We start from the raw sequence: 19,832 nt of genomic DNA, 5'->3' as shown, positions 1-19,832 counted from the left end.
CGGGGAGTTGAACACAGGGGAATTAAGGCTGGTTTTCTGAAACAGTTCCAGTTTGGTCGGGTTGTTAACACAAAACCTCACTTTAAGTAACCTGAAATCAAATGGTTTTTACTGATATTAACCAGCCTGTATCATAATTTTCTAATTATGTGGCAATTTTGCTGGCTACCCTATAGCAGGGTAGTTAACCTGATTCTGTTTCACGGCAGAACCCCTATAAAAAGAGAGTATTTATGAGTAACGCTGAAATTCGCATGGCCATTGTTGGCGCGGGCGGGCGTATGGGCCGGCAGTTGATTCAGGCCGTTTCCGACGCAGAAGGTGTGGTGCTGGGTGCCGCGCTGGAGCGTCCGGGATCATCCCTCATCGGTACTGATGCCGGTGAACTTGCAGGGATCGGCGCAGCGGGTATCAAGGTCAATGATGACCTGAATGCCGTGGCGGATGACTTCGATATTTTGATCGACTTTACCCGTCCCGAAGGCACCCTGGTGCATCTGGAATTTTGCCAGAAGCACCATAAAGGCATGATTATCGGGACTACGGGCTTTGATGACGCGGGTAAGGGGGCAATTAAACAGGCTTCTGAGGTTATTCCGGTGGTTTTTGCGGCTAACTTCAGCGTAGGCGTGAATGTTGTCCTCAAACTTTTAGAAAAAGCCGCCAAAGTGATGGGCGACTATACCGACATTGAAATTGTTGAAGCACACCATCGCTATAAAGTGGATGCGCCATCAGGTACCGCACTGGCGATGGGTGAAGCGATAGCGGGCGCGCTGGGGCGAGATCTGAAGGAATGTGCGGTATATGCCCGTGAAGGCCACACCGGAGAGCGCGATCCTAAAAGTATTGGTTTTGCGACGATCCGGGCCGGAGATATCGTCGGTGAGCATACTGCGATGTTTGCAGATATTGGCGAGCGCGTAGAGATAACGCATAAGGCTTCCAGCCGTATGACTTTCGCAAATGGCGCTGTTCGTGCAGGGAAATGGCTTGCTTCGCATAAGTCTGGCCTTTATGACATGCGGGATGTGCTTGGATTGGATGATTTGTAGCAGATGATTTAGATGTGATGTGGTTGTATTGGTCATAATCTTTTGATAAAAGGGCAGTTCCTTGATTGCCCTTCTCTTTTTATTAAAAAATAAGCATCCTGATTGAAATTTCCAGATTAGTCGTCTTTTTTATATCTTTTGTGGCGATTTCACCTGTCAGTCGCGCGTTTTTCGAACATCTCATTTCGTCCTCACCCGCACAAACCGATTTTCAGCACTATTTTCAGACATCCTCTTCCGCAAACGGTTACTATGTTTACTTAGCCTGTGGTTTTGTGGCTGTGACGGAGCCTTTTCACTGAGTTGTGCGAAAAATAGAGAAATATGGCGGCTTTTGGTAGACAAACCTCACTGCCATCATTAGAATGCGCGCAATTTGCCGAAAATTGGCTTCCCGAGCGATTTTTGCATTGATTTAGATCGGGTTATCTGAATTAATATGCAGATATTGTGATTTATTATTCTTGGAGGATGCTTTGATAAAGTCAGCGCTATTGGTTCTGGAAGACGGAACCCAATTCCACGGTCGGGCCATCGGGGCAGAAGGTTCGGCAGTGGGGGAAGTGGTCTTCAATACGTCGATGACCGGTTATCAAGAAATCCTCACTGATCCTTCCTATTCCCGCCAGATTGTCACTCTCACTTATCCCCATATCGGTAATGTCGGCACCAATGCCGCTGATGCAGAATCCTCCGCAGTACACGCTCAAGGCCTGGTCATTCGCGATTTACCTCTTATTGCCAGCAACTACCGCAGTGAAGAAAATCTTTCTGATTACCTCAAGCGCAACAACATCGTTGCCATCGCCGATATCGATACCCGCAAGCTGACCCGTCTGTTACGTGAAAAAGGCGCGCAGAACGGCTGCATCATCGCGGGCGATTCACCGGATGCTGAACTGGCACTGCAAAAAGCCAAAGCATTCCCTGGCCTGAAAGGCATGGATCTGGCGAAAGAAGTGACCACAGCGGAATCTTACAGCTGGCAACAAGGTAGCTGGACGCTGGAAGGCGAACTGCCGGAAGCGAAAAAAGAAGAAGACCTGCCATTCCACGTGGTGGCTTACGATTACGGCGCCAAACGCAATATCCTGCGTATGCTAGTGGATCGCGGCTGTCGCCTGACGGTAGTACCGGCGCAAACGCCTGCTGCTGACGTGCTGAAAATGAATCCGGACGGTATTTTCCTGTCCAACGGCCCTGGTGACCCGGAGCCTTGCGACTACGCTATCGCCGCCATCAAAACTTTCCTGGAAACCGACATCCCGGTATTCGGCATCTGTCTCGGCCACCAGTTACTGGCACTGGCCAGCGGGGCGAAGACCGTGAAAATGAAGCTCGGCCACCACGGTGGTAACCATCCGGTGAAAGATCTCGATAAAGATATCGTGATGATCACGGCGCAGAACCACGGCTTTGCGGTGGATGAATCCGATCTGCCGGCCAACCTGCGCGTGACCCACAAATCACTGTTCGACCACACGGTGCAGGGCATTCATCGCACAGATAAAGCGGCATTCAGCTTCCAGGGTCACCCTGAAGCCAGCCCGGGCCCGCACGATGCGGCGCCATTGTTCGATCACTTCATCGAACTGATTAACGCTTTTCGCGCTTCTCACAACCACAACGCCAAATAACAGGAGCGAATAAAAAATGCCAAAACGTACAGACATAAAAAGCATCCTGATCCTCGGCGCCGGCCCGATTGTTATCGGCCAGGCTTGTGAATTCGACTATTCCGGTGCGCAGGCGTGTAAAGCGCTGCGTGAAGAGGGTTACCGCGTCATTCTGGTGAACTCCAACCCGGCCACCATCATGACTGACCCGGACATGGCGGATGCGACTTACATCGAGCCTATCACCTGGGAAGTGGTGCGTAAGATCATCGAAAAAGAGCGTCCGGACGCCGTGCTGCCAACCATGGGCGGTCAGACCGCACTGAACTGTGCACTGGAACTGGAACGTCAGGGCGTGCTGGAAGAATTCGGCGTGACCATGATTGGCGCGACCGCAGATGCGATTGATAAAGCCGAAGACCGTCGCCGTTTCGACGTCGCGATGAAGAAAATCGGCCTCGACACGGCGCGTTCCGGTATCGCACACACCATGGAAGAAGCGCTGGCGGTTGCCGCCGATGTTGGCTTCCCGTGCATTATCCGTCCTTCCTTTACCATGGGCGGCACCGGTGGCGGTATCGCGTATAACCGTGAAGAGTTCGAAGAGATTTGCGAACGCGGTCTGGATCTTTCCCCAACCAAAGAGCTGCTGATTGATGAGTCGCTGATTGGCTGGAAAGAGTACGAGATGGAAGTGGTGCGTGATAAAAACGACAACTGCATCATCGTCTGTTCTATCGAAAACTTCGATGCGATGGGTATTCACACCGGTGACTCCATCACCGTGGCGCCAGCGCAAACCCTGACCGATAAAGAATACCAAATCATGCGTAACGCCTCGATGGCGGTACTGCGTGAAATCGGCGTAGAAACCGGGGGTTCCAACGTCCAGTTCTCGGTGAACCCGAAAAATGGCCGCCTGATTGTTATCGAAATGAACCCGCGTGTTTCCCGCTCTTCCGCGCTGGCTTCTAAAGCGACCGGTTTCCCGATTGCTAAAGTCGCGGCGAAACTGGCAGTGGGTTACACCCTCGATGAGCTGATGAACGACATCACCGGTGGCAAAACCCCGGCATCGTTCGAACCCTCTATCGACTACGTTGTGACTAAAATTCCTCGCTTCAACTTCGAGAAATTTGCCGGTGCAAATGACCGTCTGACCACGCAGATGAAATCTGTTGGCGAAGTGATGGCTATTGGCCGTACGCAGCAGGAATCCTTGCAAAAAGCGTTGCGCGGTCTGGAAGTGGGCGCGAGCGGTTTTGACCCGAAAGTGAACCTTGATGACCCTGAAGCGCTGACCAAAATCCGTCGCGAGCTGAAAGAAGCCGGTGCCGAGCGTATCTGGTACATCGCCGATGCTTTCCGTGCCGGGATGTCGGTTGACGGTATCTTCAACCTGACCAACGTGGACCGCTGGTTCCTGGTGCAGATTGAAGAGCTGGTGAAACTGGAAAATGAAGTGGCTGAAGGCGGCTTCAACATTCTGACTCACGATTACCTGCGCATGCTTAAACGCAAAGGTTTTGCGGACCTGCGTCTGGCGAAACTGGTCGGCGTTTCAGAAAGCGAAGTGCGCAAACTGCGTCATAAATACAATCTGCATCCGGTCTACAAACGTGTCGATACCTGTGCGGCGGAATTCTCCACCGATACCGCGTACATGTACTCCACGTATGAAGAAGAGTGTGAATCCAACCCGACCAATGACAAGCCGAAAATCATGGTACTGGGTGGCGGTCCAAACCGTATCGGTCAGGGCATTGAGTTCGACTACTGCTGCGTACATGCCTCACTGGCGCTGCGCGAAGACGGTTACGAAACCATTATGGTTAACTGTAACCCGGAAACTGTGTCTACCGACTACGACACTTCCGACCGTCTGTATTTCGAATCCGTCACTCTGGAAGATGTGCTGGAAATCGTGCGTATCGAACAGCCAAAAGGCGTGATTGTTCAGTACGGCGGCCAGACTCCGCTGAAACTGGCGCGAGAACTGGAAGCTGCGGGTGTGCCTATTATTGGTACCAGCCCGGATGCAATTGACCGTGCAGAAGACCGCGAACGTTTCCAGCAGGCGGTTCACCGTCTGGGCCTGAAACAACCGGCAAACGCCACGGTTGCGACAATCGAACAAGCCGTCGAAAAAGCAGCCGGTATCGGTTATCCGCTGGTGGTGCGCCCGTCCTATGTACTGGGTGGCCGTGCGATGGAAATCGTCTACGACGAAATCGACCTGCGCCGTTACTTCCAGAACGCGGTGAGTGTCTCCAACGATGCGCCGGTGCTGCTGGATCGCTTCCTTGACGACGCCATCGAAGTGGACGTTGATGCCATCTGCGACGGTGAACGTGTGCTGATTGGCGGCATCATGGAGCACATCGAACAGGCGGGCGTTCACTCCGGTGACTCCGCATGTTCATTGCCGTGCTACACGCTGAGCCAGGAAATTCAGGATGTGATGCGTCAGCAGGTCGAGAAACTGGCTTTTGAGCTGAGCGTTCGCGGCCTGATGAACGTCCAGTTTGCGGTGAAGAACAACGAAGTCTACCTGATTGAAGTTAACCCGCGTGCTGCGCGTACCGTGCCGTTTGTCTCCAAAGCCACCGGTGTGGCGCTGGCAAAAGTGGCGGCGCGCGTGATGGCGGGGCAGACACTGGCGCAGCAGGGCATCACAGAAGAAGTGATCCCGCCTTACTACTCCGTGAAAGAAGTGGTGCTGCCGTTCAACAAATTCCCTGGCGTTGACCCGATTCTGGGGCCGGAAATGCGTTCTACCGGTGAAGTCATGGGCGTCGGCCGTACCTTCGCCGAAGCCTTTGCCAAAGCGCAACTGGGCAGTAACTCCGGCATGAAGAAAGCCGGTCGCGCACTGTTGTCAGTCCGCGAAGGCGATAAAGGCCGCGTGGTGGATTTAGCCGCGAAACTGCTCAAACGCGGTTTCGAGCTGGATGCGACTCACGGTACCGCGGTGGTGCTGGGTGAAGCCGGGATTAACCCGCGTCTGGTCAACAAGGTGCATGAAGGCCGTCCACATATTCAGGACCGTATCAAGAACGGTGAATATGTGTATATCGTGAATACCACGGCGGGCCGTCAGGCGATTGAAGACTCCAAGCTTATCCGTCGCAGTGCGCTGCAATACAAAGTGCATTACGACACCACGCTGAACGGCGGTTTCGCCACGGCGATGGCGCTGTCTTCTGACCCGACGGAGCAGGTGATTTCAGTGCAGGAAATGCACGCGAAAATCAAAGGCTAATGGCATAATTGCTTGATGAAAGGCGCGGCGAAAGCTGCGCCTTTTCTTTTTATACGCTCAGCTTTTACCAGAAAGCCCAAAATTGCGTATGCTGAAGTAAAGCTAATAAGACAAGAGACCTGCATGATTTTAATAATTTACGCCCATCCTTATCCGCGCCATTCGCGGGCCAACCAGGGACTGCTTTCGGCCGTCAGCGATTTACCCAATGTTGAAGTGCGTTCGCTGTATGACCTTTACCCCGATTTCAATATCGATATCGCCGCTGAACAGAAGGCGGTTGAACGCGCCGATATGGTGGTATTCCAGCATCCGATCCAGTGGTACAGCCTGCCGCCACTGATGAAGCTGTGGCTGGACAAGGTGCTCGAGCACGGCTGGGCTTACGGCCATGACGGCAACGCGCTTAACGGTAAGCATTGCCTGTGGGCAGTGACGACCGGCGGAGATGAACACCATTTTGAGCTCGGCGATCACCCCAATTTCGACGTGCTTGCGCAGCCATTACAGGCGACGGCAGTTTACTGCGGCATGCACTGGCAACCATATTTCGCCGTACATAACACCTTTATTTGCGATGAAGTTGCGCTGAAAGCCGCGGGTGAAGAATACCGTCGACGTCTGACCGCTTGCCTGAGCCTGAAAGAAGGCTGTGCGCCGGAGGTCGAAAATGGATAACCATAACCTGATGATTGAAGGGCTGATTTATCTCGGCTCTGCGGCGTTGTTTGTCCCGATTGCGGTGCGTCTTGGTCTGGGCTCGGTGCTCGGTTATCTGATCGCCGGCTGCATTATCGGGCCGTGGGGACTGAAACTGGTTTCTGATGCTGAGTCGATTCTGACCTTTGCGGAAATCGGCGTAGTGCTGATGTTGTTCGTTATTGGCCTTGAGCTGGATCCTAAACGGCTTTGGACCATGCGCGCCTCGGTCTTTGGCGGCGGCAGCATCCAGATGGTCGGCTGCGGCGTGGTGCTCAGCGCATTCTGCTATTTCCTCGGCCTCGACTGGAAAATCGCCATGCTGATCGGCCTGACGCTGGCGCTTTCCTCAACGGCCATTGCCATGCAGGCAATGAGTGAACGCAGCCTGACGGCGTCACCGATTGGCCGCAGCGCCTTTGCGGTATTGCTGTTCCAGGATATTGCCGCGATCCCGCTGGTGGCGATGATCCCGCTGCTGGCGAGTACCGGCGAAGCCACCACGCTGATGAGTTTTGGCCTGTCGGCGGCGAAAGTGGCCGGTGCGCTGGTGCTGGTGGTGTTGCTCGGGCGCTATGTCACCCGCCCGTTACTGCATTTTGTTGCCCGCTCCGGTATGCGTGAAGTGTTCAGCGCCGTGGCGCTTTTTCTGGTGTTTGGTTTTGGCATTCTGCTGGAAATGGCGGGTATGTCGATGGCGATGGGCGCGTTTCTGGCGGGCGTATTGCTGGCGAGCTCTGAATATCGTCATGCGCTGGAAAGCGATATTCAGCCGTTCAAAGGCCTGCTTCTCGGGCTGTTCTTTATCGGCGTCGGCATGTCCATCGACTTCGGTACACTGGTTCATCAGCCGCTACTGATCGCCACCTTGCTGGTCGGTTTCATGGCGCTGAAAGCCGCTTTACTGTGGCTGGTCGCACCCTGGCTCGGCGTTCCGAAAAAGCAGCGCGGGTTGTTCGCCATCCTTATCGGACAGGGCAGTGAATTCGCGTTCGTGATTTTCAGCACAGCACAAATGGCCGGTGTGTTGCCGGTGGAATGGGCGAAGGCGCTGACGCTTGCTGTGGCGCTGTCGATGGCGGTCACGCCGCTGCTGCTGGTTCTCGCCGCGCGTATGGAACGCAATGCGCCGCAAGACGATCGTCCGCAAGATACGATTGATGATGAAAATGCGCAGGTGATTATCGCCGGTTTCGGGCGCTTTGGTCAGATTGCCGGTCGTCTATTGCTGGCGAATAACGTTCATACCGTGGTGTTGGATCACGACCCGGATCATATCGAAACGCTGCGTAAATTCGGCACCAAAGTGTTTTACGGGGATGCCACGCGGGTGGATTTGCTGGAATCAGCCGGTGCGGCGCAGGCCAAAGTGCTGATTAACGCTATCGATGATGTGGAAGCCAACCTGCAACTGACCGCGCTGGCAAAAGAGCATTTCCCGAACCTGAAGATTATTGCCCGCGCCCGCGACGTCGATCACTGGTATCAACTGCGGCAGCTGGGTGTGGAAGCACCGGAGCGGGAATTGTTCGAAGGATCCCTGCGCGTTGGCCGGGAAGTGCTGGAAACGCTCGGGCTCGATGCGTATGAAGCCCGCGAGAAAGCCGATCTGTTCCGCCGCTACAACCTGAAAATGCTGGAAGCAACCATCGAGAATTACGAAGACACTGAGTTCCGTATCGCCAGTATGCAGCGCGCGAAAGACATGCTGAGCGCCGCGATTGAACAGGATCAGGAACGTCTCGCCTCTGAACAGCAACAAGGCTGGCGGGGAAGTATCGACGGTAAAGCACCGGAGAATGAAGTGATTGAAGCGAAGAGTTAAGCAAGGATGAAATCTGAAGCCGGTGCCTGAACAGCACCGGCTTTTTTTTGTGTTTCTGTCAGCTCAGCGCGACTTTGATACCTAAACCTATCAGTACGCCGCCCAGCAGTTTATCGATAATTTTTTGCGCTTTTGCCAGACCACGACGCACCGGCGCGCTTTGGATCAACAAGGCCAGCGACGGCCACCAGACCAATGAAAGTCCGACAATGATCGAGGCATACCAGAGTTTCTCGCCAAGGCTGGAGTCAACCTGTAATACCTGGGTAAACATCGCCAGGAAAAACAGCGTTGCTTTAGGATTCAGCAGGTTGCACAGATATCCCTGTACAAAAGCGGTACGCAGTTTCACCTGCTGCGGCACCAGTCCGTCGAGATTCATTTTACTGTTGCTGCGCGAGAACAATGCCTGGATCCCCACCCAAATCAGATAAGCCGCCCCGACGTATTTCAGCAAGCCAAACAACCACGGCGTGGTGGTGATCACGACCGCCAGACCTGCGACGCAGTAAGACATATGTGTAATCACGCCACAAATCACCCCCAGCGAGGTCATCAGTGCCGCCGCGCGCGGATAGCGGGCCGCATTTTTGATCACCAGAAAGAAATCGGGGCCGGGAGAGAGCATGCCGAGAAAGGCGATACTGGCAATAAAAAGGGAGGTTTCAAGCATGAAAGTAACCGTCGTCAATGTTCAGGGCAAAATAAGGCCGCATGATACGTCAATCTTCACCTCGACGTATCACACTTATTGGCTTTTTTTACGGGCGGTAAAGGCTATGCAAGAACCTGTCGTTGAATACCCGCAGCGCGAAAGTCCACAGGCGCATTACCAGCGTGAAATCACCCGCCTGTGCATCGAATGTGCCCTGTTATTGTTACAGCACGGCGCTGAAAGTATGTTGGTGGAGCAGTTATCAGCCCGGCTCGGTATCGCGCTGGGCATGGATCGGGTGGAAAGTTCGATCTCCGCCAATGCCGTGGTGCTCAGTACGCTGTGCGGCGGATACTGCCTGACCTCAACGCGAAAAAATGTCGATCGCGGGATCAACATGCAGGTGGTCACCGAAGTGCAACATACGGTGATCCTCGCCGAGCATAAGTTACTCGACAGCACGCTGGTGGCGAAGCGTCTGAGCCATATCAGGCCGCTGCGCTATCCCCGCCCGCTGATGATCCTGATGGTGGCGCTGTCGTGCGGTTGCTTCAGCAAACTGAACGGCGGTGGCTGGGATGCGTTCAGCATAACGTTTATCGCCAGCGGTGTGGCGATGGCGGTGCGCCAGACGCTGACCCTTCGCCATATGAATCCGCTGATTAACTTCTGCTGTACCGCCTTTGTGGCGACCTCGATTTCCGGCCTGCTTATGCGCCTTGATGCATTCCATCACACCTCGAACGTGGCGATGGCTGCCAGCGTTTTACTGCTGGTGCCGGGGTTTCCGCTCATCAACGCGGTGGCCGATATGTTTAAAGGCCATGTGAACACCGGTTTGGCGCGCTGGGCAATGGCCAGTTTGCTGACGCTGGCAACCTGCATCGGGGTGGTCATGGCGATGGCGCTGTGGGAATTGCGGGGGTGGGCATGAGTCTGATCTGGGCACTCCTGCAGGATATGTTTCTGGCCGCGGTGCCGGCGCTGGGTTTTGCGATGGTGTTCAATGTCCCGCCGCGTGCGTTGCGCTATTGTGCGCTGCTCGGTGCCATCGGGCACGGCTCCCGCATGCTGATGATGCATGGCGGGATAAACATTGAGTGGGCTTCTTTGCTGGCGGCTATACTGATCGGCATCATTGGTATTCGCTGGTCGCGCTGGTTTCTCGCGCACCCTAAAGTTTTCACAGTAGCCGCCGTCATCCCCATGTTTCCGGGAATTTCTGCGTATACGGCGATGATTTCCATGGTGGAAATTTCGCACCTTGGTTACAGCGAAGTGCTGATGTCTACCATGGTCACCAATTTCCTGAAGGCCAGTTTTATCGTCGGGGCATTGTCGATTGGATTATCTTTGCCGGGGCTGTGGCTGTACCGCAAACGTCCCGGCGTGTAAGTCTGAGCGGCGCGCGTTTATATCTTTGTAAAGCGCGAGTCTCCCTATCGACGGCTGATGGGGCTTTCCGTATAGTGGCAGCTCTTTTTTCGGGTCACGGTTTTATTCCTTATCTACACAGGGCTTCACAATGATTATTAGCCTGATCGCCGCACTGGCGACCGATCGCGTTATTGGCATGGAAAACGCTATGCCTTGGCATTTACCCGGTGATCTGGCCTGGTTTAAGCGTAATACGCTCAATAAACCCGTCATCATGGGACGCAAAACGTTTGAGTCGATAGGACGCCCTTTGCCTGGCCGACTGAATATTGTCATCAGTTCTAAACCCGGCGAGCACGAAGGCGTGACCTGGGTGACGTCTGTTGATGCCGCACTGGCCGCTGCCGCCGGCGTGGAAGAAGTGATGGTCATGGGCGGTGGTCGTGTGTATGAGCAATTCCTGCCTAAGGCGAACCGCTTATATCTGACCCACATTGACGCCGAAGTTGAAGGGGATACCCATTTCCCTGACTATGAGCCGGACGACTGGGAAAGTACGTTCAGCGAATTCCATGATGCGGATGAGCAGAACTCTCACGGCTATTGCTTTGAGATCCTTGATCGCCGCGCCTGATTGAGCCGCAGCAGTCAGCAAAAAGGCACCTGAGAAGGTGCCTTTTGTCTTTCCGAAACAGGGAAAATGTCTGCTCAGCGCGCCTTTGGCGCGAGCGCCAGATCCTTTTCACTGCGCCGGTGAGAAGGCTCAGTGAAATAGGTTTTATCTTCCCAGCGCAGCATGGTCATATCGCCGCCCCAGCAACAGCCGGTGTCCAGCGCATAAATACCTTCCGGCGCGCCTTTTCCTTCCAGCGAAGCCCAGTGACCAAACGCAATGCTGAAACCCGCTTCCTGTAAAGGACCCGGAATATCAAACCAGGGTTTGAGCGGTTTCGGCGCGGTATCGGGCGTGTCTTTGCAGATCATATCCAGTTGCCCGTTAGGGAAGCAGTAACGCATCCGGGTCAGCGCATTGGTGCTGAAACGCAGACGCGCAAGGCCGGTCAGCTCGGGATGCCAGTTGTTGGGCATATCGCCATACATCGCGTCGAGAAACAGCGGATAGGTGTCACTTCTCAGCACGGATTCCACTTCACGCGCGCACATCTGCGCGGTTTCCAGGTCCCACTGCGGCGTAATCCCCGCATGCGCCATCACCAGCTTCAGCTCTTCATCCACCTGCAGGACCGGCTGGCGTCGCAGCCAGTTGATCAACTCATCTGCATCTTCAGCTTCAAGCAGCGGGGTGATGCGATCTTTCGGTTTGTTAAAGCTGATACCGGCGTAAACCGCTAACAGATGTAAGTCGTGGTTGCCGAGCACCATGCGGACTGCATCGCCCAAACCACTGACAAAACGCAGCACCTCGAGCGAGGACGGGCCACGGGCAACCAAATCTCCGGTCAGCCAGAGACAATCATTTTGCGGATTAAAATCCACCTGCGCCAATAGCGCCTTGAGTTCATCGATGCAACCGTGAACATCACCAATAAGGTATGTCGACATAAAGGATTAATTTATCAGTGTAGGGATGGCGAGGCGGAAGACCGGAACCGGCACACGGAAGGATTCACCGTCTTGTGCGACCATTTCATAATGGCCTTCCATGGTACCGAGCGGCGTTTCGAGGATCGCACCGCTGGTGTAGTGAAATTCACTGCCGGGCAGGATCAGCGGCTGTTCGCCGATAACCCCTTCGCCCTGTACTTCGGTCTGGCGGCCGTTACTGTTGGTGATCAACCAGTAACGGCGCAGGAGCTGTACGTTAAAACGCCCAAGATTGCGGATGGTGATGGTGTAGGCGAAGACAAAACGCTCATCTTCCGGTATCGACTGTGACTCAATGTAGACACTTTGCACCTGAACACATACGCGGGGCGAATTAAGCATATCGCTACTCCTGGGGTTCTGTGGTTTTCGGTCGGGTTGATAACCAGTTAGCCAGTTTACAGAATTGTTCGACTGAAATGTTCTCAGCACGCATTGACAGATCCAGACCCAGCGCGCTCATTTGTTCTGGTGTGAACAAGTGGCCGAGGCTGTTACGAATCGTTTTACGGCGCTGGTTAAACGCATCTGTTGTCAGACGACTCAGAATGCGGATATCTGAAACCGGGTACGGGATAACGTCATGCGGAATCAAACGCACCACGGCGGAATCAACTTTCGGCGCTGGCGTGAAGGACTCCGGTGGAACTTCCAGAACCGGGATCACGTTACAGTAATACTGCGCCATGACGGTTAAACGACCATACGCTTTGCTGTTCGGCCCCGCAACCAGACGGTTGACCACTTCCTTTTGCAACATGAAGTGCATGTCTTTAATGGCGTTGGTATAGGTGAACAGGTGGAACATCAGTGGCGTAGAAATATTATAGGGCAGGTTGCCGAATACGCGCAGCGGCTGGCCGAGCTCTTCGGAAAGCTCGGCGAAATTGATTTTCATCGCATCAGACTGAATGACGCGCAATTTGCCCTGAAACTTAGGATTACTTTCCAGACGAGCCGCCAAATCGCGGTCAATTTCGATAACGGTCATGCTGTCCAGACGCGAGGCGACGGGCGCCGTCAGCGCTGCCAGGCCGGGCCCGATTTCGACCACCGCTTGTCCCGGCATCGGATGAATGGCCGACACAATGCTATCAATCACAAATTGATCGGTTAAAAAGTTTTGGCCGAAACGTTTACGGGCAAAGTGCCCCTGGTGGACTCTACTATTCATTGTTTTTATTTATCAGTGTGTTGTGGTTCAAAAGTATTGATTGCCATACGAATGGCGAGATTTATTGCTGTCCTGAAACTGCCTGCATCGGCGGTACCGGTAGCGGCAAGTTCAAGCGCAGTACCGTGATCAACGGAAGTCCGGATAAAGGGCAGGCCAAGCGTGATATTCACAGCGCGACCGAATCCCTGATATTTTAGCACCGGAAGGCCCTGATCGTGATACATCGATAAAACAGCATCGGCGTGTTGCAGATATTTCGGCTGGAAAAGCGTATCTGCCGGCAGCGGACCCACCAGATTCATCCCCTGCTGACGCAGTTCATCCAGTGCAGGAATGATCGTATCGATCTCCTCATGCCCCATATGACCGCCTTCTCCGGCATGCGGATTCAGACCGCAGACGTAAATCTGGGGTTCAGCAATGCCAAATTTGGTTTTCAGATCATGATGAAGAATGGTGATCACTTCATGCAGACTTTGTCGGGTAATGGCACCCGGCACGGCCAGTAACGGTAAATGCGTTGTCGCCAGCGCGACGCGTAATTCTTCGGTCGCCAGCATCATCACTACACGTTCACAGTGGCTGCGGTCAGCGAAGAATTCGGTATGCCCGATAAACGGAATACCCGCATCGTTGATGATGCTCTTCTGGACCGGCCCGGTGATCAATGCAGCGAATTCGCCGCTTATCGCACCGTCACAGGCTCTGGCCAGCGTTTCCACGACGTAAGCACTGTTCGCGACGTCCAGCTTGCCCGCCGTCACCGGCGTTGCGGTTTTTACCGGCAGAACCGTGAGTGTCCCTGCAGCCTGAGGCTGGGCCGGGCGGCCCTGCACGTAATCGCGTAACTGAATGTTCAGACCCAGCGTCGCGGCACGTTCAAGCAACAGGGCCGGATCGGCACACACCACTAACTCAACAGGCCATGCCTGCTGAGCCAGCGCCAGTACCAGATCCGGCCCAACCCCGGCGGGTTCGCCGGGGGTGATGACCACAGATTTTGTCATGGAAGTATTATTTACCATTACCATCCATAATTTTTACATAAGCTTCAGCACGTTGTTCCTGCATCCACGTCTGAGCTTCTTCCGCAAACTTACGGTTGAACAGCATGCGGTAAGCACGTTCTTTCTGAGCGGCATCGGTTTTATCGACCTGACGCGTATCGAGTAATTCGATCAGATGCCAGCCAAAGGAAGAGTGTACCGGTGCGCTCATCTGGCCTTTTTTCAGGTTAATCAGTGCTTCACGGAACGCCGGATCGTACATGTCCGGAGAAGCCCAGCCTAAGTCCCCGCCCTGAAGCGCAGAACCCGGATCCTGAGAAATCTGTTTTGCTTCCTCAGCAAAGGTCGCTTTGCCGCTCTTGATGTCTGCAGCAACCTGTTCCAGTTTTGCTTTAGCCTGTGCATCCGTCATAACGACGGAAGGTTTCAGCAGGATGTGGCGGGCATGAACTTCGGTGACGGAAACCGTTTTGTTATCGCCACGGATGTCGTTCACTTTCAGAATATGGAAGCCAACGCCTGAACGGATTGGGCCGATGATCTGACCTTTCTGCGCGGTGCTCAGCGCCTGAGCAAACAGCGAAGGCAGCTCCTGCAATTTGCCCCAACCCATGTTGCCGCCTTTCAGCGCCTGTGAGTCAGCAGAATAGGTGATCGCCAGCTTACCGAAATCAGCGCCGTTATTCAGATCTGCAACAATTTTCTTCGCCTGCTCTTCAGCAGCATCGACCTGATCCTGCGTCGGGTTTTCCGGCAATGGCAACAGGATATGGCTGAGGTTAAATTCAGCACTGCCGCCATTTTGTGCCGCCACTTGCTTAGACAGCTGATCCACTTCCTGAGGCAGGATCGTCACGCGACGGCGAACTTCACCATTACGGACTTCACTGATCAGCATTTCTTTGCGGATCTGGGCGCGGTAGGTGCTGAAGTTCAGACCGTCATAGGCCAGACGACTGCGCAGTTGATCGACGGTGATGTTGTTCTGCTGAGCAATACCGGCGATGGCTTTATCCACGTCCTGATCGGTCAGTGTGATGCCCATCTTCGACGCCATCTGGAGTTGGATCTGATCCATGATCAGACGGTCGAGGATCTGGTGGCGCAACGTTGCATCATCGGGCAACTGCTGTTTAGCCTGGGCTGCCTGCTGTTTAACAGACTGCATTAAGCCATCGACATCACTTTGTAACACGACGCCGTTGTTCACAACGGCGGCGACTTTATCAACTTCCTGAGGGGCTGCAAACGCAGTGCTGGCACAAAGCGTCACGCCGAGGAGAAGTGTTCTCCAGTTCTTCATACTTTTTCCATTTGTCTAATCCGCAAGCGCGGGTTTCAAGTTCACTGAGTTAATCGTGTCGTCTGGCTTAGAAAGCGCGTTGATAAGGCAGTATGCCACTGGCCAACATTTCTTTCGTTCCGAGAGTTTGATTACTTCCCAGGCCTCTAAGTTCAATGTTGAAACCAATCTTATTGTCATACTTACTTTCAGACTTAACGGAGTCGTAGTTGGTGATCTTGCGTTCGTAACCGACATTGATGGCCCAGCAGCAGGTGTTGTATTGCAGGCCGATCAACTGATCTGCAGGCTGCTGTGCTTTGGTGTCGTAATAGTAAGCACCGACAATCGCCCAGCGATCGGCGATTGGCCAGCTGGCGATACCACCGACCTGAGAAATCCCATCCTGATAACCCGGGTTTGTCACGCTAGGTAAGGTAGCCTGAATATATTCCGGGCTGGCGTAACGGTAGCTCAACTGAATCATTCTTTCTGAATCAGCTTTGTACTCGAGAACGGCATCGCCCACGGCCAGCGAATCCAGACGCGTGTCGTACTGCACACCGCCACGAATACCCCAGAAGTTGTTGATTTTATAATAAGTGTCACCCGCCCAAACCAGGCTGCCGGTGTCATCATTTTTATCCAGTGCGCTGTTCTGGTCGCCCGTACGTGGCGGCTGGAAGTAGTAAATCTGACCGGCGGACGCATTAAAGCGCTCAACCAGACCATCATCATAAATACGGGTTGTTAAACCACTTGCGACCTGGTTGGCGGAGGCAATGCGGTCAAGGCCACTGTAGCTCTTATCGCGGAACAGGCCGGTATAGTCGGACTGCAGCAGCGTAGAGTCATAGGTGTTAATGGAGCTTTGATTACGGTATGGGATGTACAGATACTGCACGCGCGGTTCAAGCGTTTGCGTGTAATCACTGTTCCAGTCCATCGTACGGTCGAAGACCATTTTGCCGTCGCTTTTAAACTCAGGCATGACACGGTTTACCGACGAGCGCAGCTTGGTGTTCGGATTGGCCTCGTAATAGTTATCCGAAATGTCCTGCTGATAGTGGGTCGCCATCAGCTTCACTTCGTTATCCAGGCTTCCCCAACCGTTACTGAGCGGCAGACTGATGGTTGGCTCAATGTGCGTACGAATGGCTTCCGGGTTATCCGGGTTTACGCTGGTAAATTTGGCTGCCTGACCGTAAATGTGCAGATCGAACGGGCCAACGTCATTTTGGTAATAGTTGACATCAAGCTGTGGCTGAGCACGGTAGGCATTGGTATTTCCGTAATCGGAGAACACCTGGAACTGCTTGCTGGCCAGGGTGGCATTCCAGTTTTCGTTGAAATAACCGACACTGAATTTTTGGGTAGCATAGCCATCTGTACTTGAACCGTATTTCGAATCGAAATCGGTGAAGTAGTAAGGATCGCTAACTTTGGTGTAATCGACATTGAAGCGCCACACCTGATCATACACACCCGAATGCACCCAATAGTACATCCAGCGCTTCGTCTTATCGCTGATGCGGTTTTCATCTGCGACATACTGATCGTCAATTTTCTTGTCATTACCCAGGAAGTCAAACTCCATCAAACCTGCACCGGCAACGGTCAGATAACGGAATTCGTTCTGCAATTGCAGACCACGGGTACTCATGTAATTTGGCGTGATAGTGGCATCGTAGTTTGGTGCGATGTTCCAGTAATAAGGAACCGTGACACCAAAGCCATTGTTGCTGCTGTATTTCGCGTTCGGGATAAGGAAACCGGAACGGCGGCGGTCACCGATAGGCAACTGCATATACGGGCTGTAGAACACCGGCACCGGGCCGATGTGGAAGCGGGCATTCCAGATTTCAGCCACTTCTTCCTGACGGTCCTGAATCACCTCAGAACCCACTACGCTCCAGCTGTTATCGCCGGGCAGACAGGTCGTGAAGGTGCCGTTGTCCATGATGGTGTAGCGGTTATTATCACGCTGCTTCATCTTGTCGGCATCACCACGGCCCTGACGGCCTACCATCTGGTAATCACCGTTCTCAACATCCGTATCTTTGGTGGTCAGGTTGGCGAAACCTTTCGGCCCGTTCAGCTTGATTTGGTTATCGTTATAACGCACGTTGCCGGTCGCCGTGGCGGTACGGGTCGGTGTGGGCTGATTGGGATTGGCGATTTGGTTCAGCTGAACCTGATCGGCATCCAGCGTGCTGTTGCCCTGTACGACGTTAACGTTTCCGCTAAACAGCGCGCTATCAGGATAGTTACCGGTGGCTTTATCGGCATTGATGGTGACAGGCAGTGAGTTTGGGTCACCCTGTACCAGAGGTTTGTCATAGGTCGGAACGCCGAGCATACATTGTGCAGCAAGGTCGGCCATTGCGCCGTGACTGTACAATGCTGACCAGATTGTGGCGGCCAGCATTGTGGGTAAGCGTGTATTCAGACGTCTGTTTTTCATACGTAAAATGGTGTTCCGTCATCAGAGGCATCATGCCGGCAAACGGTCAGAGACTATCTCACTCATCATGGTTGCGCTAGTGTTAAATCCCACCTGTTACGTTGCCGCCGTTAGGCACAACGATAAATGCCGGTTATGATAAAGCAATTTTTAAGCGACGGCATGGCGAATTGAGGAGTATATGCAGTATTGGGGAAAACTGCTCGGACTTATCCTTGGCTATATGTCAGGGACGGGATTCTGGGGGATCGTATCAGGTCTGCTGATTGGACATATGTTTGACACGGCGCGCGCTGCAAAACGCCGGGGTTACTTTGCCGATCAACAGACGCGTCAAACCATCTTCTTCCGCACCACGTTTGAGGTGATGGGGAATCTGACTAAATCAAAAGGCAGGGTGACCGAGGCGGATATCCAGATCGCCAGCCTCTATATGGATCGTATGCAGTTGCATGGTGAGCAGCGTGAAGCCGCGCAGCGCGCCTTCCGCGACGGGAAAGAGGCAAACTATCCCCTGCGTGAGAAAATGCGTGAGTTACGCAGTGCGTGTTTTGGTCGTTTCGACCTGATACGGACTTTTCTGGAAATTCAAATCCAGGCTGCGTATGCCGACGGTTCATTGCATCCTAACGAACGCGAAGTGCTGTATGTGATTGCCGAAGGGCTTGGCATCTCACGGATGCAGTTCGATCAGTTCCTGCGCATGATGGAAGGCGGCCAGCAGTTTGGCGGCGGTCAGCAGGGCGGTCGTTCTTATGGCGGCGGTTATCAGCAGGCACAGCAGGGCCCGACCCTGGCCGACGCCTGCAAAGTGTTGGGCGTCAATGCGACTGATGATGCGACCACTATCAAACGCGCCTACCGCAAGCTGATGAGTGAGCACCATCCGGATAAACTGGTGGCAAAAGGCTTACCGCCGGAAATGATGCAAATGGCGAAAGAGAAAGCGCAGTCGATTCAGGCCGCGTATGACCTCATCAAACGAGAGAAAGGCTTTAAATAAGTCTGGTTGATGCAAAAGCAAAAGGCGCTGAATTCAGCGCCTTTTTTGTTTTTAGCCGCCGCATTAAAAATCCGGCTCGCAATTAAACACCAGCGGCTCATCGGTAACCGGATGGTAAAACGACAATTCCTGCGCATGCAGTTGCAGGCGATCCACGGCGGCCAGCGCGGCGGGGTGGGCGTAAAACTTATCCCCCAGAATCGGATGTCCGAGCGCCAGAAGATGCACGCGTAACTGATGTGAACGTCCGGTGATTGGCCGCAGCCGGACGCGGGTCGTGCCATCGTCATCCCACGACATCACTTCGTATTGCGTCAGCGCCTTTTTGCCCGTCTCATGACAAACCTTCTGCTTGGGCCGGTTCGGGTAATCGCAAATCAGCGGTAAATCGATAATGCCGTAGTCTTCTTCCATCCGTCCCCAGACCCGCGCGATATACACTTTCTTGGTTTCGCGTTCGCGGAACTGGCGTTTGAGCTCGCGCTCGGCGTCTTTGGTCAGTGCCACCACGATCACGCCGCTGGTCGACATATCCAGACGATGTACGGATTCCGCCTCAGGAAATGCCTGCTGAATACGGGTCATCAGGCTGTCCTGATGTTCAGCTAACTTGCCCGGCACCGAAAGCAGACCGCTTGGCTTATTGACCACCATGATGTGTTCATCCTGAAAAATCACCTGCAACCAGGGATCGGTCGGCGGATTATAGTTTTCCAGCGGCCGGGTGTTTGAAGGGACAGGCATGTTCGGTTGATGTTCGCTCATAGCGGTTTCAGTCTGTGTCGGGGTTAGAAGAGGGGGGCAG

General features: G+C 53.7%; 17 protein-coding genes. 9 read left to right on the top strand and 8 right to left on the bottom strand.

What is annotated here, in order from left to right; genetic code table 11:
* Positions 1-233: 233 nt before the first annotated feature.
* The 5 genes from dapB to kefC all read left to right on the top strand — a co-directional run bounded on the left by dapB (position 234) and on the right by kefC (position 8,457).
* Positions 234-1,055, top strand: a complete 822-nt coding sequence (dapB, locus tag J1779_RS08810; protein WP_056776816.1) for a 4-hydroxy-tetrahydrodipicolinate reductase — start codon at positions 234-236, stop codon at positions 1,053-1,055.
* A gap of 476 nt (positions 1,056-1,531) precedes the next feature.
* Complete coding sequence (gene carA / locus J1779_RS08805; protein WP_122094213.1) at positions 1,532-2,692, top strand: glutamine-hydrolyzing carbamoyl-phosphate synthase small subunit; 1,161 nt, start codon at positions 1,532-1,534, stop codon at positions 2,690-2,692.
* 16 nt (positions 2,693-2,708) lie between these two features.
* Positions 2,709-5,933, top strand: a complete 3,225-nt coding sequence (carB, locus tag J1779_RS08800) for a carbamoyl-phosphate synthase large subunit (RefSeq protein WP_056776825.1) — start codon at positions 2,709-2,711, stop codon at positions 5,931-5,933.
* A gap of 123 nt (positions 5,934-6,056) precedes the next feature.
* A complete protein-coding gene (gene kefF, locus J1779_RS08795) occupies positions 6,057-6,611 on the top strand; it encodes a glutathione-regulated potassium-efflux system oxidoreductase KefF (protein WP_056776827.1) in 555 nt (184 codons plus the stop codon).
* Positions 6,604-8,457, top strand: a complete 1,854-nt coding sequence (gene kefC, locus J1779_RS08790) for a glutathione-regulated potassium-efflux system protein KefC (RefSeq protein ID WP_056776830.1) — start codon at positions 6,604-6,606, stop codon at positions 8,455-8,457. The genes kefF and kefC overlap by 8 nt, the downstream gene beginning before the upstream one ends.
* Positions 8,458-8,515: 58 nt before the next feature.
* Here kefC and J1779_RS08785 read toward each other — a convergent pair whose 3' ends face one another.
* Positions 8,516-9,130 carry a LysE family translocator gene (locus J1779_RS08785; RefSeq protein ID WP_217203576.1) on the bottom strand — a complete coding sequence of 205 codons (615 nt, stop codon included), beginning with the start codon at positions 9,128-9,130 and terminating at the stop codon, positions 8,516-8,518.
* Positions 9,131-9,236: 106 nt separating this feature from the next.
* Here J1779_RS08785 and J1779_RS08780 point away from each other — a divergent pair, with 106 nt between their 5' ends.
* The 3 genes from J1779_RS08780 to folA all read left to right on the top strand — a co-directional run bounded on the left by J1779_RS08780 (position 9,237) and on the right by folA (position 11,123).
* Complete coding sequence (locus tag J1779_RS08780; protein ID WP_056777219.1) at positions 9,237-10,046, top strand: threonine/serine exporter family protein; 810 nt, start codon at positions 9,237-9,239, stop codon at positions 10,044-10,046.
* Positions 10,043-10,507, top strand: a complete 465-nt coding sequence (locus J1779_RS08775) for a threonine/serine exporter (RefSeq protein WP_056776836.1) — start codon at positions 10,043-10,045, stop codon at positions 10,505-10,507. The genes J1779_RS08780 and J1779_RS08775 overlap by 4 nt, the downstream gene beginning before the upstream one ends.
* 130 nt (positions 10,508-10,637) lie before the next feature.
* Positions 10,638-11,123 (top strand): type 3 dihydrofolate reductase, encoded by a 486-nt coding sequence (folA, locus tag J1779_RS08770; protein ID WP_056776841.1) that lies wholly within the window; start codon positions 10,638-10,640, stop codon positions 11,121-11,123.
* A 74-nt stretch (positions 11,124-11,197) separates the two neighbouring features.
* Here the strand turns inward: folA and apaH are convergent, their stop codons facing one another.
* The 6 genes from apaH to lptD all read right to left on the bottom strand — a co-directional run bounded on the left by apaH (position 11,198) and on the right by lptD (position 18,024).
* Entirely contained in the window at positions 11,198-12,052 is an 855-nt protein-coding gene (gene apaH / locus J1779_RS08765) for a bis(5'-nucleosyl)-tetraphosphatase (symmetrical) ApaH (protein WP_217203575.1), read from the bottom strand.
* Positions 12,053-12,058: 6 nt separating this feature from the next.
* The gene (gene apaG, locus J1779_RS08760; protein ID WP_056776850.1) at positions 12,059-12,436 is read right to left on the bottom strand and encodes a Co2+/Mg2+ efflux protein ApaG; all 378 of its coding nucleotides are present in this window, start codon (positions 12,434-12,436) and stop codon (positions 12,059-12,061) included.
* Positions 12,437-12,440: 4 nt separating this feature from the next.
* Complete coding sequence (rsmA, locus tag J1779_RS08755; RefSeq protein WP_056776854.1) at positions 12,441-13,268, bottom strand: 16S rRNA (adenine(1518)-N(6)/adenine(1519)-N(6))-dimethyltransferase RsmA; 828 nt, start codon at positions 13,266-13,268, stop codon at positions 12,441-12,443.
* Positions 13,269-13,273: 5 nt separating this feature from the next.
* The gene (gene pdxA, locus J1779_RS08750) at positions 13,274-14,296 is read right to left on the bottom strand and encodes a 4-hydroxythreonine-4-phosphate dehydrogenase PdxA (protein WP_136376933.1); all 1,023 of its coding nucleotides are present in this window, start codon (positions 14,294-14,296) and stop codon (positions 13,274-13,276) included.
* Positions 14,286-15,581 carry a peptidylprolyl isomerase SurA gene (gene surA / locus J1779_RS08745; RefSeq protein ID WP_056776857.1) on the bottom strand — a complete coding sequence of 432 codons (1,296 nt, stop codon included), beginning with the start codon at positions 15,579-15,581 and terminating at the stop codon, positions 14,286-14,288. Before surA ends, pdxA begins: the two co-directional genes overlap by 11 nt.
* 67 nt (positions 15,582-15,648) lie before the next feature.
* Complete coding sequence (gene lptD / locus J1779_RS08740; RefSeq protein WP_136376934.1) at positions 15,649-18,024, bottom strand: LPS assembly protein LptD; 2,376 nt, start codon at positions 18,022-18,024, stop codon at positions 15,649-15,651.
* Positions 18,025-18,205: 181 nt separating this feature from the next.
* On the opposite strand from lptD, the gene djlA reads away from it, so the two are divergent.
* Positions 18,206-19,027 carry a co-chaperone DjlA gene (gene djlA, locus J1779_RS08735; protein ID WP_056776863.1) on the top strand — a complete coding sequence of 274 codons (822 nt, stop codon included), beginning with the start codon at positions 18,206-18,208 and terminating at the stop codon, positions 19,025-19,027.
* A gap of 63 nt (positions 19,028-19,090) precedes the next feature.
* Here djlA and rluA read toward each other — a convergent pair whose 3' ends face one another.
* Entirely contained in the window at positions 19,091-19,792 is a 702-nt protein-coding gene (gene rluA, locus J1779_RS08730) for a bifunctional tRNA pseudouridine(32) synthase/23S rRNA pseudouridine(746) synthase RluA (RefSeq protein WP_136376935.1), read from the bottom strand.
* Positions 19,793-19,832: the final 40 nt, after the last annotated feature.

It is taken from the genome of Rahnella rivi (genome assembly GCF_019049655.1).
Lineage (GTDB): Bacteria > Pseudomonadota > Gammaproteobacteria > Enterobacterales > Enterobacteriaceae > Rahnella > Rahnella rivi.
The sequence above is the reverse complement of the archived record's forward strand: the minus strand, read 5'-3'. Positions and strand labels throughout refer to the sequence as shown.